The following is a 15,287-nucleotide window of genomic DNA, read 5'->3' as shown; positions in this document are numbered from 1 at the left end:
CCGCGGTGGCCGCGGTGGCCGCGGTGGCCGCGGTGGCCGCGGTGGCCGCGGTGGCCGCGGGTGACGACGGGGCAGCCGGTGACGGGCTGGCGCTCACCTGGGCCGACGGCACGCCGTGGGAGGACGTCGTCGCCGCCCTCGCCGCCGTCGAGCACCGGCTGCGCCCGCGCTGGACGTGGTGGTCGTCGTCCGGCACCGCGTCCGCGCTCGTGGCCGCCGGACTGCGTCCCGCCACCTGCTGGGACGTCGGCGCCGTGCACCGGCTGCTGGCCGGCGGCTCGCGCGACGCCCCGCCGCTGGTGTGGGCGGCGCTGCACGACCTCGACCCGGACGACGTGCCGCGCACCGGGCAGCTCGACCTGCTCGCGAGGCCCGCAGCCGGGCCCGCGGCCGCGGACGACGACCCCCACGCCCCGCTCGACCCGGCCGGCCACCTGCGGGCCGAGTGGGTCGACGGCGGCTGGACCCGCTCCCCCGACCGCCGCCGCGCGTGGGCCCGGTTGCTGCTGCCGGTGCGCGAGCGCCAGGTCGCTCAGCTCGCCGAGCGGGCGGCCGTGGCCGGGGTGACGGGTGACCCGGTGCTGACGGCCCACGCGGAGTCGACGGCCGCCCTGCTGTGCGTCGAGCTGGCGCAGGACGGGCTGCCGCTGGACGTCGTCGAGGCCGAGCGGCTCATCGTGGAGCAGGTGGGGGTGCGGCCGCGCGACGCGGCGCACGACGCCCAGCTGCGCCGCACGCGCGACGAGGTGGTGCTGCGGCACGCTCGCGAGGCGCCGGGCGCCCGCACCGACCTGCGCAACCCCGCGCAGGTGCGCACGCTGCTCGCGCGGGCGGGGGTCGACGTCCCGGACACCCGCTCGTGGCGGCTCGAGCCGTTCCGGGACGACGTCCCGCTGGTCGACGCGCTGCTGACGTGGCGCAAGGCCGACCGGATCGCGACGACGTACGGCTACACCTGGCTCGACCGGTTCGTCGGGCCCGACCACCGGCTGCGCGGCGAGTGGGCGGCGAGCGACGGCGCGGCGGGGCGGATGACGGCGGGCGCGGGGCTGCACAACCTGCCGGCCGAGCTGCGTCCCGGCGTGGCCGCCGCGCCCGGGCACGTGCTGGTGCGCGCCGACCTGGGCCAGGTCGAGCCGCGGGTGCTGGCGGCGGTGTCGGCCGACCCGGCGCTGGCCGCCGCGACCCAGGACGACGACCTGTACGCCCCGGTGGCGGCGCGGCTGCGGGTCGAGCGACCGGTCGCCAAGGTCGCCGTGCTCGCCGCGATGTACGGGCAGACCTCGGGCGCGGCCGGCGAGGCGCTCAAGGGCATGGACGCGGCCTACCCGGTGGCGATGCGGTACCTGCGCCGGGCGAGCGACACCGGCCGGGCGGGCCGCCCCGTGCACACGCACGGCGGGCGCCGGGTGCTGATGTGGACCACGCCGCCGGGGCTGGAGCCGCAGGCCGAGCAGTCCGTGGTGGCGGCCCGCGGCCGGTTCGCGCGCAACGCCGTGGTGCAGGGCGCGGCGGCCGAGCTGTTCAAGGCGTGGGCGGTGACGGTGCGCGCGGGCGGCCGAGGGCTCGACGCCCAGGTCGTGCTGTGCCTGCACGACGAGCTGCTGGTGCACGTGCCCGAGGCCGCTGCGGACGACGTCGTGCGGCTGCTGCACCGCACGTTGCACGACGTCGGGGCGGCGTGGGCGCCGCGGTCCGGCGTGCGGTTCGTGGCCGACGTCCGTGTGGTGCGGCGGTGGTCGGAGGCCAAGGAGTGACACGATCGGGCGCATGAGCCCGACCCCGCACGCCGACCAGCCCACCACGGACGTCGCGTACGTCCTGGGCGGCGGCGGCGTCCTCGGTGCGAGCGAGGTCGGCATGCTGCAGGCCCTGCACGACGCGGGGGTGCGGGCGGACCTCGTGGTCGGCACGAGCGTCGGGGCGATCAACGGGGCGCTGCACGCGGCGGCCCCGGACGACGTCCACGAGATCGCCCGCCTGTGGGAGTCCATGACCGGCGGGGAGGTCTTCGGCGGGTCGGCCGGCGAACGGATCAAGCACCTGGTGCGGCTGCCGACCGCGCTGCACGGCAACGGCGCGCTGCGGCGGCTGCTCGACCAGCGGCTGGGGGGGCTGGGCTTCGCCGACCTCCAGGTGCCGTTCGAGTGCTGCGCGGCCTCGATCGAGCGGGCGGCCGAGCACTGGTTCGTCGACGGCCCGCTCGTCGACGCCGTCCTGGCCTCGAGCGCCGTGCCCGGCCTGTTCCCCGCGGTGCGGCTCGGCGACGAGCACTTCCTGGACGGCGGCCTGGTGAACTCCATCCCCATCGCCCGGGCCATCGCGCGCGGCGCCCGCACGGTGTACGTGCTGCAGGTGGGCCGGGTCGAGCGCGGCCTGGCTCCCCCGCAGCGACCGTGGGACGTCGCGACCGTCGCCTTCGAGATCGCCCGCCGGCACCGGTTCGCGCGCGACCTGGCCGAGGTGCCGGACGACGTCCAGGTGCACGTGCTGCCGACGGGCGACGCCGATACCTCGCTGTCGTCGCTGCGCTACCGCAGCACGACGCACGTGCCGCGCCGGATCGAGGCCGCGCGCGCCGCCAGCGCGGCCTACCTGGCCGACCTGGTGCCCCACGGGGGGCGCTGAGTGCTGCCCCCGACGATCGTCCGGCGGGTGGTCATCGCCCCGGCGGCGGTGCTGCTCGCGGTGGCTGTGGTGGCGTCCGCGCCGCTGTGGCTGCTGCTGCTCGCGGCGGCCTCGCCGCTCGTGCCGCTCGGTCGATGGCGGCTGCTGCGCGTCGCGTGGATGGTGATGCTGCACCTGCTGCTGGAGGCCGCGGTGCTGGTGGCCCTGGTGGTGCTGTGGGTCGCCAGCGGGTTCGGGCACGCGCTGCGGCGCCCGGCCTTCGAGCGCACGCACTACGACCTGGTGAAGACCTACCTGTCGGTCATGTTCCGCGAGGCCCAGCGCGTCCTCGGCGTGCGCGTCGAGGTCGAGGGCCCGGCCCCGTCGTCCTACCGCGGCCGGCCGCTGCTCGTCTTCAGCCGGCACGCCGGCCCGGGCGACTCGTTCCTGCTGGTCCACGCGCTGGTCAGCTGGTACGACCGCGAGCCGCGCATCGTGCTCAAGGACACCCTGCAGTGGGACCCGGCGATCGACGTCCTGCTCGGCCGGCTGCCCAACCGGTTCATCCGGCCGCACGGCGACGCCGGCGACCAGCTCGAGCGGCAGGTCGGCGACCTGGCCACGGGGCTGGACGACGACGACGCCTTCGTGATCTTCCCCGAGGGCGGCAACTTCACCCAGCGGCGCAAGGCCCGCGCCGTCGCCCGGCTGCGCGCCAAGGGCCTGATCGACGCGGCCGAGCGCGCCCAGCGGCTGCGGCACCTGCTGCCTCCGCGGCCCGGCGGCGTGCAGGCGGCGCTGCGCGCGGCTCCCGGCGCGGACGTCGTCTGGGTCGCCCACACCGGCACCGACCACCTGATGTCGGTCGCCGACGTCTGGCGCTCGCTGCCGCTCGACCAGGTGATCCGGATGCGCTGGTGGCAGGTGCCCGCGGACGAGGTGCCCACCACCGACGAGGCGCGGCTGGAGTGGCTGCAGCAGTGGTGGGTGCGCATCGACGACTGGGTCGACGAGCACCGCGTGGTGCCCGAGCGCGAGACGGCAGGGTGAGACGGCCGTGAGGACGCCGTGAGCGGGCCGCTGCAGGTCACGCGGTCGGTGAGCATCGCGCCGGCCGAGCTGTCGTGGCGCTTCTCCCGGTCGTCCGGACCGGGCGGCCAGGGCGTCAACACGACCGACTCGCGGGTCGAGCTCAGCCTGGACGTCGCCCGCACCCGCGCGCTGTCCGAGCCGCAGCGCACGCGCGTGCTGTCCCGGCTGGCGGGCCGGCTCGTCGACGGCGTGCTGACGGTGACGGCGTCCGAGCACCGCTCGCAGCTGCGCAACCGCGACGCGGCCGCGGCCCGGCTGGCCCAGGCCCTGCGCGAGGCGCTCGCGCCCGACCCGGCCACCCGTCGTCCGACCCGCCCCACCCGGGGCTCGCAGCAGCGCCGGCTCGACGCCAAGTCCCAGCGCTCGCGCACCAAGCAGCTGCGCCGCCGTCCGCCCGACTGAGCCGTCGCCGGGTCGCGGGAGCGCGCGGTTCGCGCCAAGATCGGGTCGCTCGGGACGACGCCAGGTGGAGGCACAGTGCACGAGGACGACCGATGAGCAACGAGATCACCGACCAGGCGGCGCACGCGGCCCAGCGGGCCGCGAACAGCACGTGGCTCGAGCGCACGGCCCGCGTCGGCTACGCGGTCAGCGGGCTCCTGCACCTGCTGATCGCCTACCTCGCCCTGCAGGTCGCGTGGACCGGCGCCAAGGCCCGCGCGGACCAGTCCGGCGCGCTCGAGATGGTCGCCGACCACTCCTGGGGCAAGGTCGTGCTGTGGATCGGCGTGGTGGGCTTCGTGGGCCTCGCGCTGTGGCAGCTGGCCGAGGCCGCGATCGGCTCCCCCGGCCGCGAGGCCAAGGACCAGGCGGGCGCGCGCGGCAAGTCGTTCGCCAAGGGCGTCGTGTACCTGGCGCTGGCGTTCACGACGGCGTCGTACGCCCGCGGCTCGGGCACGGCCAGCAGCAAGCAGAGCAAGGACTTCACCAAGGAGCTGCTGCAGCACACCGGTGGTCGCGCCCTGGTCGTCGTCATCGGCCTCGTGGTCGTCGGCGTCGGCGCGTACCACGTCTACAAGGGCGTCAACCGCACGTTCCTCGACGACCTGCGCGAGCACCCCGGCAAGCCCGTCGAGTACCTCGCGCTGGTCGGGTACGCCGCCAAGGGCGTCGCGCTCGCGGTCGTGGGCGTGCTCTTCTGCGTCGCCGGCCTGCGCAAGCAGCCCAGCGAGGCGACGGGCCTGGACGGCGCGCTGAAGACGCTGCGCGAGCAGCCGTTCGGCACCGGCCTGCTCACCGCCGTCGCGCTCGGCATCGCGGCGTACGGGCTCTACAGCCTGGCCCGTGCGCGGTACGCCAGGCTCTAGCCACCGGTCCGGCAGCACGTCGTCCACAGCCGGCCGCCCACGGGCGGCCGGCTGTCGGGCGGCTCGCGTACGGTGCCGCAGGTGACGACACCCCCCGGCACCGACCTGGCCACCGACGCCCAGCGCGTCCTGCAGACGCTGGTGGGCCGCGACGACGCGACCTTCCGCGAGGGCCAGCTCGAGGCGGTCGAGGCGCTCGTGGCCGACCGGCGCCGGGTCCTTGTCGTGCAGCGCACGGGTTGGGGCAAGTCGGCCGTCTACTTCGTCGCCACCGCCCTGCGCCGGGCGCAGGGAGCGGGCCCGACGTTGATCGTGTCGCCGCTGCTCGCGCTGATGCGCGACCAGGTCGCCGCGGCGGCCCGCGCCGGCGTGCGCGCCGTGACCATGAACTCCGGCAACGCCGAGGAGTGGGGCCAGATCAGCGCGGCGCTGGCGGCCGACGAGGTCGACGTCCTGCTGGTCAGCCCCGAGCGGCTCAACAACCCGCGGTTCCGGGCCGAGCAGCTGCCCGACCTCGCCGCCCGCTGCGGGCTGCTGGTGGTCGACGAGGCGCACTGCATCAGCGACTGGGGGCACGACTTCCGCCCCGACTACCGCCGCATCCGCGACCTGCTCGACGACCTGCCGTCCGGCACGCCGGTGCTCGCCACGACCGCGACGGCGAACGCCCGCGTGGTCGAGGACGTCGCCGAGCAGCTCGGCTCCGGCGGGCACGACGTCCTGACGCTGCGCGGTCCGCTGGCGCGCCAGAGCCTGCGCCTCGGCGTGCTGCGCCTGCCCACGGCGCAGGACCGGCTGGCCTGGCTCGTCGCCCACCTGGCCGACCTGCCCGGCAGCGGCATCGTCTACACGCTCACGGTGTCGGCGGCCGACGACCTCGCCGCGCTGCTGCGCGACGCCGGCCACGCGGTGCGCGCGTACACCGGTCGCACCGACCCGGCCGAGCGCGTCGAGGCCGAGGACCTGCTGCGCCGCAACGAGGTCAAGGCCCTGGTCGCCACCAGCGCGCTGGGCATGGGCTTCGACAAGCCCGACCTCGGCTTCGTCGTCCACGTGGGGGCGCCGTCCTCGCCCATCGCCTACTACCAGCAGGTCGGCCGCGCCGGTCGCGCCACCGAGCGGGCCGACGTCCTGCTGCTGCCCGGGCCCGAGGACCGCGACATCTGGTCGTACTTCGCCAGCGCGTCGATGCCCCGCCAGCAGGACGCCAAGGCCGTGCTGACCGTGCTCGGCGAGTCGGCGCGCCCGCTGTCGACCGCCGCGCTCGAGCCCGTGGTCGACGTCCGGCGCACGCGGCTCGAGCTGCTGCTGAAGGTGCTGGACGTCGACGGCGCGGTGAGCCGGGTCAGCGGCGGGTGGACCTCGACCGGGCAGGAGTGGACCTACGACGCCGAGCGCTACCAGCGGGTCGACGACTCCCGCCGCCGCGAGCAGCAGCTGATGGTCGACTACGAGGCCACCGACGGGTGCCGCATGGCGTTCCTGCAGACCGCTCTCGACGACGACACCGCCGCTCCGTGCGGACGGTGCGACCGGTGCGCCGGGCCCTGGTACGCCGAGCAGGTCCCCGACGCCGCGCGCCAGCAGGCCGGCGAGCAGCTGGCCCGCGTCGGCGTCGAGGTCGAGCCCCGCGCGCAGTGGCCGAGCGGCATGGGGCGGCTGGGCGTCGAGGTGCAGGGCCGCATCGACGCCGACCAGCGCCCGCTGACCGGCCGGGCCGTGGCCCGCCTCACCGACCTCGGCTGGGGTCAGCGGCTGCGCGACCTGATGGCCGCGCCCGACGCCCCCGCCGCCGACGCGCTGCTGGGCGCCGTGGTGGGGGTGCTGCGCGACTGGCCCTGGGCCGAGCGGCCGGTCGCGGTCGTGGCGATGCCGTCCCGCCGCCGTCCCGAGCTGGTGCGGTCGGTGGCCGCGGCGATCAGCGAGCGCGGGCGGCTGCCGCTGCTCGGCCAGCTCGACCTGGTCGACGGCGGCCCGACGGGCGAGCCCGGCGGCAACAGCGCCTTCCGGCTGGCGGGCGTCTGGGGCCGGGTCGAGGTCGGCCCCGAGCTGGCCGCCGCCCTCGCCGCGACCCACGGCCCGGTACTCCTCGTCGACGACCTGGTCGACTCCCGGTGGACCCTCACCGTCGCCGCCGGGGCGCTGCGACGCGCGGGCGCCGACGACGTCCTGCCGTTCGCGCTGGCGGTCGCCGCGTAGGCTGCGCGCCGTGGACGCCTCGGACCTCGTGCTGGACGTCGTCGGCTGGGGCGGGTCGGCGCTCGTCGTCTGGTCGCTGCTGCAGAGCCGGATCCTGCGCCTGCGCTGGCTGAACCTCGCCGGGTCGTTGGTGCTCATGGGCTTCAACGTCGTCATCGGTGTGTGGCCCATGGTGGGGCTCAACGCCGCGCTGGCGGTCATCAACGTCGTCCAGCTGCGCAAGCTCCTGGCCACCCGGCACGACGCCACGACCTACGGCGTGGTCGAGGTGGCCCCCGACGACGCGTTCCTGGCCCACCTGCTGCGGGCGCACGCCGCCGACATCGCCGCCACCGCACCGGACTTCCGCGGCCTGGACGGCGCTGACCTGGTCGCGATCGTCATGGACGCCGACCACCCGGTGGGCGTCGTCGTGGCGCGGGACGCCGGCGGCGGCACCGCGCAGGTCGACCTGGACTGGGTCACGCCGCGCTACCGCGACTTCACCCCCGGCGAGTTCGTCTACCGCCGCAGCGACCTGTTCGAGTCGCACGGGTTCGTCCGGGTCGTCGCGCCGCCCCGCACCGCCGGCACCCGGCGCTACCTCGACCGCGTCGGCTTCCGCGGCGACCCGCCCGTGCTCGAGCTGGACGTCGAGCACCCCCGCTAGCGGCGCGCGTCCGGTCCGCGTCGCGAGCGCCGGGCCCGCCGCTCGCGCGCGATCGCCTCGCGGATCGGCGGGACGACGACCCCGGACTCCGCCAGCCGGCGGCGCACCTTGCGCCGGCTGACCAGGATGCCGACCAGCCCGACCGCCCAGACCACGTACTGCACGCACCAGGCGAGCCGGAACGAGTCCAGGTCGTAGGTCGAGGCGCGGCCGACCCCACCCCCGCCGCCGCCGGCGTCCAGCACCACGCCGACGGCCAGGATGGTCAGCAGCGAGGCCACGAAGCCGCCGATGTTGACGATGCCGGTGGCGCTGCCGAGCCGGCCGACCGGGTTGAAGGTGCGGGCGAAGTCGAAGCCGATCATCGAGCCCGGGCCGCCGACCGCGAGCGCCGCGACGAGCAGCACCAGCAGCGGCAGCGGTGCCCGGCCGGGCCAGGCCAGCACCGTCGTCCAGACGGCGACGGTGATGGCGACGATGCCGAGCACGAGCCACGAGCGGCGCAGCGGGTGGCGGGCGACGAGCGCGCCGAACACCGGCCCGGCGGCGATGCCGGCCAGCACGAAGAACGTCATCAGCGCGCTGGCCGTGCGCGGCGAGCGCCCCTCGCCCGAGACCAGGAACGGGAAGCCCCACAGCAGCGCGAACACGGTGCCGGAGAACTGCGTAGTGAAGTGCGTCCACAGGCCGAGCCGCGTGCCCGGGTGGCGGAACGCGGCGGCCAGCTGGCGGCGCACCTGCTCCAGGGACGGCGAGCTGCGCAGGGCGGCCTCGCCGGGCGGCGCGTCGCGCAGCACCACCAGGGCGAGCAGGCTGACGACTCCCCCGGCCACGGCGGCGACGAGGTAGGCGGTGCTCCAGCCGGGGCCGTGCAGCAGGGCGACGAACGGCACGGCGCTGAGCACCTGGCCCAGCTGGCCGGTCAGGCCCGTGAGCTGGGTCATCAGCGGGTTGAGCCGCGCCGGGAACCAGGCGGTGACCAGACGCAGCACGCAGACGAAGGTCATCGCGTCGCCGGCGCCGACCAGGACGCGGGCGAGCACCGCGAGCGGCAGCGAGCCGGCGACGGCCAGCACCGCCTGGCCGACGGCCATGGTCAGGCCGCCCAGCACCACCAGCCGGCGCGAGCCGTACCGGTCGAGGGCGACGCCCACCGGGATCTGCAGCCCGGCGTAGACGAGCAGCTGGAGCACCGAGAACGACGCGAGCACGCTGGCGGAGGCGTCGAAGCGCTGGGCCGCGTCGATGCCGGCGACGCCGAGGGAGGTGCGGTGCAGCACCGCGACCACGTAGGCCGCGACGCCGACGCCCCACACGAGGAACGCCCCCCGGGGTACGGGGGTGCGTCCGTCAGCCGTCACGGGACCCATCGTCCCGCACCGGGGTCAGCCGGCGCGCAGGGCCTGCCGCTCGCGGTAGGCGTCGCGCTTCTCCTCGAAGCGGGACGCCGCCACCTCGAGCTCGTCGAGCGCCCGGGCCAGCTCGTCGCGGGCCTTCTCGCCCTCGGCGCCCAGCCCCTCCTTGTCCCACACCTTCCAGGTGCGCAGCACGGGGGCGAGCACCTCGTCCTTGTGGATGCGCAGGTCGTAGATGCCGGCCATCGCGATCTGGACCGACCGCCGTCCGAAGTCCTGGATGGTGTGGCCGGGCATCTGGAAGGTCGAGACGACGTCGCGCACGGCCTGCAGCGTCTGCTCGGGCGCGATCTCGAGCGCTGCCGCGAGCAGGTTGCGGTAGAACACCATGTGCAGGTTCTCGTCCTGCGCGATGCGGGCCAGCATCTGCTCGCAGTAGGGGTCCTCGGTGTACTTGCCGGTGTTGCGGTGCGAGATCCGGGTCGCAAGCTCCTGGAACGACACGTACGCGACCGAGCGCAGCATCTCGTCGTGGTCCTGCTCGAACCCGCCGCCCATGTGGTTCATCCGCTCGCGCTCGAGCTGCTGGGGGTCGACGGCCCGCGTCACGAGCAGGTAGTCACGCAAGGCCATGCCGTGCCGGCCCTCCTCGGCGGTCCACCGGTCGACCCACGTGCCCCACGCGCCGTCGCGGCCGAACGTCACCGAGATCTCGCGGTGGTAGCTCGGCAGGTTGTCCTCGGTGAGCAGGTTGACGATCAGCGCCGTGCGCGCCGTCGGGCTCATCTTCGACTGCTCCTGGGTCCAGGGCTCGCCGTCGAAGATGCCCTCGTAGTTGCGGCCCTCGCTCCACGGCACGTACTCGTGCGGGAACCACTCCTTGGCCGCCGTGAGGTGCCGTTCGAGCTCGCGCTCGACCACGGGCTCGAGCTCGTGCAGCAGCTGGAGCTGCGTGAGGTCCTTCACCGGGCACCTACCTTACGTCGCCGTAACTTACGGATGCGTAAGTTCAGTGTCGCGCCTACCCGCTGGTAAGTCGAGCCGGGACGCGCCCGACCTCGTCCTGGTCGCCGACAATTCACCCGACAACCGCACCGGCGGCCGGTAGGTTCGACGTCCATGAGCGCCACCCTCGTCGCCCGCGACCTCGCCGCCGGCCACGGGGCCCGCTCGCTGTTCAGCGGCCTGGACCTCGTGGTCGCCCCGGGCGACGTCGTCGGCCTGGTCGGCGCCAACGGGGCGGGCAAGTCCACGCTGCTGCGGATGATGGCCGGCCTCGACCAGCCCGAGCACGGCCGCCTCGCGCTCACGCCGCCGGCCGCCCAGCCCGGCTACCTGCCGCAGGAGGCCGACCGGCGTCCGGGCGAGACGGTGCGCGACCTCGTGCACCGCCGCACGGGGGTGGCCGCGGCCCAGCGGCGCCTGGACGACGCCACCGCCGCCCTGGCCGCCGGCGCCGAGGGCGCGGACGACGAGTACGCCGAGGCGCTGGAGACCTGGCTGCACCTGGGCGGCGCCGACCTGGACGAGCGGGCCGAGCAGGTCGTCGCCGACGTCGGGCTCGGCGTCGGCCTGGACGCCGGGACGACGTCGCTGTCGGGCGGCGAGGCCGCGCGGGCCGGGCTGGCCTGCCTGCTGCTCTCGCGCTACGACCTGTTCCTGCTCGACGAGCCCACCAACGACCTCGACCTGCGCGGCCTCGAGCGGCTCGAGCGCTTCGTGCGCGAGGTGCAGGCACCGGTGGTCGTCGTCAGCCACGACCGGGAGTTCCTGTCGCGCACCGTCAACCAGGTCGTCGAGCTCGACCTGGCCCAGCAGCAGGTCGGCGTCTACGGCGGCTCGTACGACGACTACCTGCGCGAGCGCGAGGTGGCGCGGCGGCACGCCCGCGAGGCGTACGAGGAGTACGACGAGACCCGCGGCGCCCTGGTCGACCGCGCCCGGATGCAGCGCGCGTGGAGCGACAAGGGCACCCGCAACGCGGTGCGCAAGGCCACCGACGGCGACAAGAACATCATCCACAAGAACCGCCAGAGCGCGCAGAAGCAGGCGGCGAAGGCCAAGCAGACCGACCGGTTGCTGGAGCGGCTCGAGGTGGTCGAGGAGCCGCGCAAGGAGTGGGACCTGCGCCTCGACATCGCCGCCGCGCCGCGGTCGGGTGCCGTGGTCGCCACCGCGCGGGGCGCGGTGGTGCGCCGCGGCGGTTTCACCCTCGGGCCGCTCGACCTGCAGCTCGACTGGGCCGACCGGGTCGTCGTCACCGGCCCCAACGGCTCGGGCAAGTCCACGCTGCTGGCGCTGCTGCTCGGCCGGCTGGACCCGGACGACGGCACCGCCGCCCTCGGGCCGGGCGTCGTCGTGGGCGAGGTCGACCAGGCGCGCGCGGCCTTCGACGGCGAGCAGCCGCTGCTCGACCGCTTCGCCGCACACGTGCCGGACTGGCCGACCGCCGACGTCCGCACGCTGCTGGCCAAGTTCGGGCTCGGCTCCGAGCACGTCCTGCGGCCGTGCTCGACGCTGTCGCCGGGCGAGCGCACGCGCGCCGCCCTGGCCCTGCTGCAGGCGCGCGGGGTCAACCTGCTGGTGCTCGACGAACCCACCAACCACCTCGACCTGCCCGCGATCGAGCAGCTCGAGCAGGCGCTGGACTCGTTCGCCGGCACCGTGCTGCTCGTGACGCACGACCGCCGCATGCTGGCGACCGTGCGCTCGTCGCGGCACTGGGCCCTGGACGCCGGACGGCTGACCGAGTCCTAGCCCGCAGCGGCGCCCGTCGTCGTCGCACCGGCCGCCGCGACCACGGCCCGCACCACCAGGTCGTCGTGCTCGGGCGGCACCGAGCGCAGGTCGAGCAGCAGCGCGCCGCGCTCGACCCGGCCCACCACCGCCGGCTCGCCGGTGCGCAGCGGCCGGGCGAGGCCGTCGTCCAGCCGGACGACGGCGCTGGCCAGACCGACGCCGGGCGCGCCACCGGCCCCGACCGCCGCCTGCACCTCGACCTCCTCGGCCACCTCGTCCGCCGCGGCGAGGGCCGACACCACCGCCTCGACGCGCGCGCGCACCGCGGCCACCGGCAGCTCCAGCGCCTGGACGACGGGTGCCGCCGGACCGCGCAGCGTGGCCTCCAGCGCGGCCAGGGTGAGCTTGTCGACCCGCAGGGCGCGGGCCAGCGGGTGCCGGCGCAGCCGCTCGACCAGGTCGGCGTCGCCCAGCAGCAGCCCGGCCTGCGGACCGCCGAGCAGCTTGTCGCCGCTGCCCGTCACCAGGTGCGCGCCGTCGCGCAGGGCGCTCGTGACGTCCGGCTCGTCGGGCAGCAGCGGGTGGCGCCGCAGCAGACCGCTGCCCAGATCGGCCACGAGCGGCACGCCCCGCTCGCGCAGCGGCCCGGCGAGCTCGGCCACCGGCACGCTCGCCGTGAACCCCTGCACCACGAAGTTCGAGGGGTGCACCTTCAGCACCAGGCCGGTGCGCTCGCCGACCGCCGCCAGGTAGTCCTCGAGGGTGGTGCGGTTGGTGGTGCCCACCTCGCGCAGCCGCGCACCGGTGGACTCCAGCAGGTCCGGCAGGCGGAAGCCGTCGCCGATCTCGACCATCTCGCCGCGCGACACCACGACCTCGCGGCCGGCGGCGAGGGCCGTCGCGGCCAGCACGAGCGCCGCGGCCCCGTTGTTGACGACGTGCACCCCACCGGCCTCGGGCACGGCCTCGGCGAGCGCCGCCAGCGTGCCGCGCCCGCGCCGGGCCCGGGCGCCGGTGCTGCGGTCGTACTCGACGTCGGCCGTGCCGGACGCCGCGAACACCTCGTCGGCCGCGGCGGCCGACAGCGGGGCGCGGCCGAGGTTGGTGTGCAGCAGCACGCCGGTGGCGTTGACGACGGGCACCAGCCCGGCGGCGGTGCCTGGCAGGCCCGCCAGCACGTGCTCGACGACGCCGTCGACGTCGGGCGCCAGTGCCCCGCGCCGGGCCTGCTCGAGCGCCGCGACGACGGCCTGCTTGACCAGGGCACCGCCGAGCCGCACCTGCGCGGCCCGCAGCCGGTCGTCGGCCAGCACCCGGTCGGTGCGGGGGACGGCGCGCCGCGGGTCGACCGCGGGATCGGCGCTCATGCGCGAGAGCCTACGAGGTGCGGTGCACCTTGTGCGGCGCCGCCTGCGCGAGCGGCTTGACCACCAGCAGGTCGACGTTGACGTGCGGTGGCCGCGTCGCGACCCACGCGATGGTGTCGGCCACGTCGTCCGCGGTCAGCGGCGCCTCGACGCCGGCGTACACCGCGTCGGCGGCCTGCTGGTCGCCGTCGAAGCGCACCAGCGAGAACTCCTCGGTGCGCACCATGCCCGGGGCGATCTCGGTGACCCGCACCGGCCGGCCGTTGAGCTCGAGCCGCAGCGTCTCGGTGAGCGCGGCCTCGGCGTGCTTGGCCGCCGTGTAGCCGCCGCCCTTCTCGTACACCTGCCGGCCGGCGATCGAGCCGGTGACGACCAGGTGGCCCCCGCTCCCGGCCTCGAGCGCGGGCAGCAGCGCCTGCACGACCCGCACCGTGCCGAGCACGTTGACGTCGTACATCCGCCGCCAGTCCTCGAGCGCGGACGTCGCGACCTCGGCCATCCCGAACGCGCCGCCCGCGTTGCTGACCAGCAGGGCGACGTCCGGGAGGTCGGCGGCGAGCGCCGCGACCGAGGCGTCGTCGGTGACGTCGAGCGTCACCGCGCGCACCCCCGGGACCTCGGCGGCCAGCGCGTCCAGCCGGTCACGGCGGCGGGCGGCCGCCACGACCTCGAAGCCCTCGGCCGCGAGCCGGCGAGCGGTCGCCGCGCCGATCCCGCTGCTCGCGCCGGTCACCACGGCCACGCCGCGCCATGCTCGCCCTGCCGCCTGCTCCGCCATGGCGGCCACCCTAGGTCGCGGGCACGACGACGGCCCCCCGGCCGGTGCCGGGGGGCCGTCGGTGCGCGGCGCGTGCCGCTAGGACGCGGGGGTGGCCAGGAAGAAGGACACCTGGCCCTCGCTGACGCTCGCGTCCAGCGTCTGCTGGTCGAGCAGCTGGGAGGCCTGCTGCTCGACGAACACCTTCACGCCGTCGTTGTCGATCACGTCGTCGCCCGGCGCGGGCGTGTCGACGACGCTGAGCTCGAGCCCGTCGCCGCCGGGGGCGAGCCGCAGCCCGGCGTTGTCGGGTGCCTCGGGAGCCTGGGTGAGGCCCCGGACGACGTCCACGGCCTGGTCGGTCAAGGTGAGCACGGTCGCTCCTGTCCGTCGGGGTTCGTCGGTCGTCCCACCCTCATCACGGACGGCAGCAGCAGGTCAAACCGGGACGGACCGGTCGTGCTCGGGCCGGGCGTGTCGGGTCAGGGCTCGTCCACCACGTGGACCGCGGCCTCCTCGGCCGACGCGCCCGCGCCGTCGATGCCGACGTCCTGGCCGACGAGGTCCTTCTCGGTGTCCTCGCGCACGCCCTCGTCGGGGTCGACCAGCCGGCCGGCCCGCTGGTCGCCCACCTCGTCGTCGGCGCGGAAGCCGTCGTCCTCGTCGTCCTGCGCGTCGGGGTCGTCGCGGTCGGAGACGTCCGAGCCCAGCGAGCTCTGCGACCCGGTGTCGGCCAGCGGGTCGTCGAACGCCAGGTTGGGGTCGGGCTCCTCCTGCGCGATGCGCTGCTCGAGGCTCTCGCCCTCGCGGGCCTCCTCGAACGTCGTGCCGAAGGACTCGACGGCGCGCGGCTTCTCGGGCGGGCTGTAGCCCTCGTCGAGCGGGTCGACCAGGCCGCGGTCGTCGAGACCGTCCTCGGCACCGGGCTGGTCCTCGTCGTCGACGCTGAACACGCCGCTGCTGTCGGTCTCGCTCTGGCTGTCGTCGAGGTCGCTCATGGGCCGAGCCTGCCACGCGCCTGCTCGGTCAGCACCCGCAGACCGTCCGGCGAGCGGCGGGTCACCCGGCGGCGGTCGAGCAGCTCGAGCAGCGGCACCGCCACCCTGCGCGAGCTCTGCCACGCGTCGCGCGCGGCCGCCACCGTGAACGGCTGCGGCAGCCCGACGAGCAGCCCGGCAGCGCGGTCGACCGCCACCGGGTCGAGCAGCACTCCCC

General features: G+C 75.9%; 15 protein-coding genes. 8 read left to right on the top strand and 7 right to left on the bottom strand.

From position 1 onward, the window contains the following. The 7 genes from ACYVJ4_RS18170 to ACYVJ4_RS18140 all read left to right on the top strand — a co-directional run. A partial coding sequence (locus ACYVJ4_RS18170) for a DNA polymerase (protein ID WP_460461487.1) occupies nt 1-1,757 on the top strand: 1,757 nt, incomplete at its 5' end. Between the two features lie 13 nt (nt 1,758-1,770). Next, complete coding sequence (locus ACYVJ4_RS18165) at nt 1,771-2,628, top strand: patatin-like phospholipase family protein (protein WP_460461486.1); 858 nt, start codon at nt 1,771-1,773, stop codon at nt 2,626-2,628. 27 nt (nt 2,629-2,655) lie between these two features. Beyond that, nucleotides 2,656-3,657, top strand: coding sequence for a 1-acyl-sn-glycerol-3-phosphate acyltransferase (locus ACYVJ4_RS18160; RefSeq protein ID WP_460461485.1), 1,002 nt, complete (start codon nt 2,656-2,658; stop codon nt 3,655-3,657). Nucleotides 3,658-3,675: 18 nt separating this feature from the next. After that, on the top strand, nt 3,676-4,101 hold the full coding sequence (gene arfB / locus ACYVJ4_RS18155; protein WP_460461484.1) for an alternative ribosome rescue aminoacyl-tRNA hydrolase ArfB: 426 nt from the start codon (nt 3,676-3,678) through the stop codon (nt 4,099-4,101). Nucleotides 4,102-4,193: 92 nt separating this feature from the next. Next, entirely contained in the window at nt 4,194-5,006 is an 813-nt protein-coding gene (locus tag ACYVJ4_RS18150) for a DUF1206 domain-containing protein (protein WP_460461483.1), read from the top strand. Nucleotides 5,007-5,087: 81 nt separating this feature from the next. Continuing rightward, on the top strand, nt 5,088-7,205 hold the full coding sequence (locus tag ACYVJ4_RS18145; protein ID WP_460461482.1) for a RecQ family ATP-dependent DNA helicase: 2,118 nt from the start codon (nt 5,088-5,090) through the stop codon (nt 7,203-7,205). Nucleotides 7,206-7,215: 10 nt separating this feature from the next. Continuing rightward, entirely contained in the window at nt 7,216-7,854 is a 639-nt protein-coding gene (locus ACYVJ4_RS18140) for a hypothetical protein (protein WP_460461481.1), read from the top strand. Here ACYVJ4_RS18140 and ACYVJ4_RS18135 read toward each other — a convergent pair. Together ACYVJ4_RS18135 and ACYVJ4_RS18130 are read right to left on the bottom strand one after the other, a co-directional pair. Continuing rightward, on the bottom strand, nt 7,851-9,224 hold the full coding sequence (locus ACYVJ4_RS18135; RefSeq protein ID WP_460461480.1) for an MFS transporter: 1,374 nt from the start codon (nt 9,222-9,224) through the stop codon (nt 7,851-7,853). The two genes, ACYVJ4_RS18140 and ACYVJ4_RS18135, sit on opposite strands and share 4 nt — an antisense overlap. Before the next feature lie 15 nt (nt 9,225-9,239). After that, nucleotides 9,240-10,175, bottom strand: coding sequence for an acyl-ACP desaturase (locus ACYVJ4_RS18130; protein ID WP_460461479.1), 936 nt, complete (start codon nt 10,173-10,175; stop codon nt 9,240-9,242). Nucleotides 10,176-10,328: 153 nt separating this feature from the next. Between ACYVJ4_RS18130 and ACYVJ4_RS18125 the strand changes: the two genes are divergently transcribed. Continuing rightward, entirely contained in the window at nt 10,329-11,966 is a 1,638-nt protein-coding gene (locus ACYVJ4_RS18125) for an ABC-F family ATP-binding cassette domain-containing protein (protein ID WP_460461478.1), read from the top strand. Here ACYVJ4_RS18125 and selA read toward each other — a convergent pair. The 5 genes from selA to ACYVJ4_RS18100 all read right to left on the bottom strand — a co-directional run. After that, nucleotides 11,963-13,315 (bottom strand): L-seryl-tRNA(Sec) selenium transferase, encoded by a 1,353-nt coding sequence (gene selA / locus ACYVJ4_RS18120; protein WP_460461477.1) that lies wholly within the window; start codon nt 13,313-13,315, stop codon nt 11,963-11,965. The genes ACYVJ4_RS18125 and selA overlap by 4 nt on opposite strands. Before the next feature lie 10 nt (nt 13,316-13,325). Further along, entirely contained in the window at nt 13,326-14,093 is a 768-nt protein-coding gene (locus ACYVJ4_RS18115) for an SDR family NAD(P)-dependent oxidoreductase (protein WP_460461476.1), read from the bottom strand. Between the two features lie 78 nt (nt 14,094-14,171). Further along, nucleotides 14,172-14,447 (bottom strand): HesB/IscA family protein, encoded by a 276-nt coding sequence (locus ACYVJ4_RS18110; RefSeq protein WP_460461475.1) that lies wholly within the window; start codon nt 14,445-14,447, stop codon nt 14,172-14,174. A gap of 107 nt (nt 14,448-14,554) precedes the next feature. Next, nucleotides 14,555-15,070 (bottom strand): DUF5709 domain-containing protein, encoded by a 516-nt coding sequence (locus tag ACYVJ4_RS18105; protein ID WP_460461474.1) that lies wholly within the window; start codon nt 15,068-15,070, stop codon nt 14,555-14,557. Next, a partial coding sequence (locus ACYVJ4_RS18100; protein WP_460461473.1) for a SelB domain-containing protein occupies nt 15,067-15,287 on the bottom strand: 221 nt, incomplete at its 5' end. The genes ACYVJ4_RS18105 and ACYVJ4_RS18100, both read right to left, overlap by 4 nt.

The sequence above is a fragment of the Angustibacter peucedani genome (genome assembly GCF_054779595.1).
Note: the sequence above shows the minus strand (reverse complement) of the source record. Positions and strands in the feature narration are given on the sequence as shown.

Excerpts from the sequence above, each read along its gene's own strand:
- ACYVJ4_RS18165 (WP_460461486.1), top strand. The coding sequence starts at position 1,771 with ATGAGCCCGACCCCGCACGCCGACCAGCCCACCACGGACGTCGCGTAC.
- ACYVJ4_RS18150 (WP_460461483.1), top strand. The coding sequence starts at position 4,194 with ATGAGCAACGAGATCACCGACCAGGCGGCGCACGCGGCCCAGCGGGCC.
- ACYVJ4_RS18135 (WP_460461480.1), bottom strand. The coding sequence starts at position 9,224 with ATGGGTCCCGTGACGGCTGACGGACGCACCCCCGTACCCCGGGGGGCG.
- ACYVJ4_RS18125 (WP_460461478.1), top strand. The coding sequence starts at position 10,329 with ATGAGCGCCACCCTCGTCGCCCGCGACCTCGCCGCCGGCCACGGGGCC.
- selA (WP_460461477.1), bottom strand. The coding sequence starts at position 13,315 with ATGAGCGCCGATCCCGCGGTCGACCCGCGGCGCGCCGTCCCCCGCACC.
- ACYVJ4_RS18115 (WP_460461476.1), bottom strand. The coding sequence starts at position 14,093 with ATGGCGGAGCAGGCGGCAGGGCGAGCATGGCGCGGCGTGGCCGTGGTG.
- ACYVJ4_RS18105 (WP_460461474.1), bottom strand. The coding sequence starts at position 15,070 with ATGAGCGACCTCGACGACAGCCAGAGCGAGACCGACAGCAGCGGCGTG.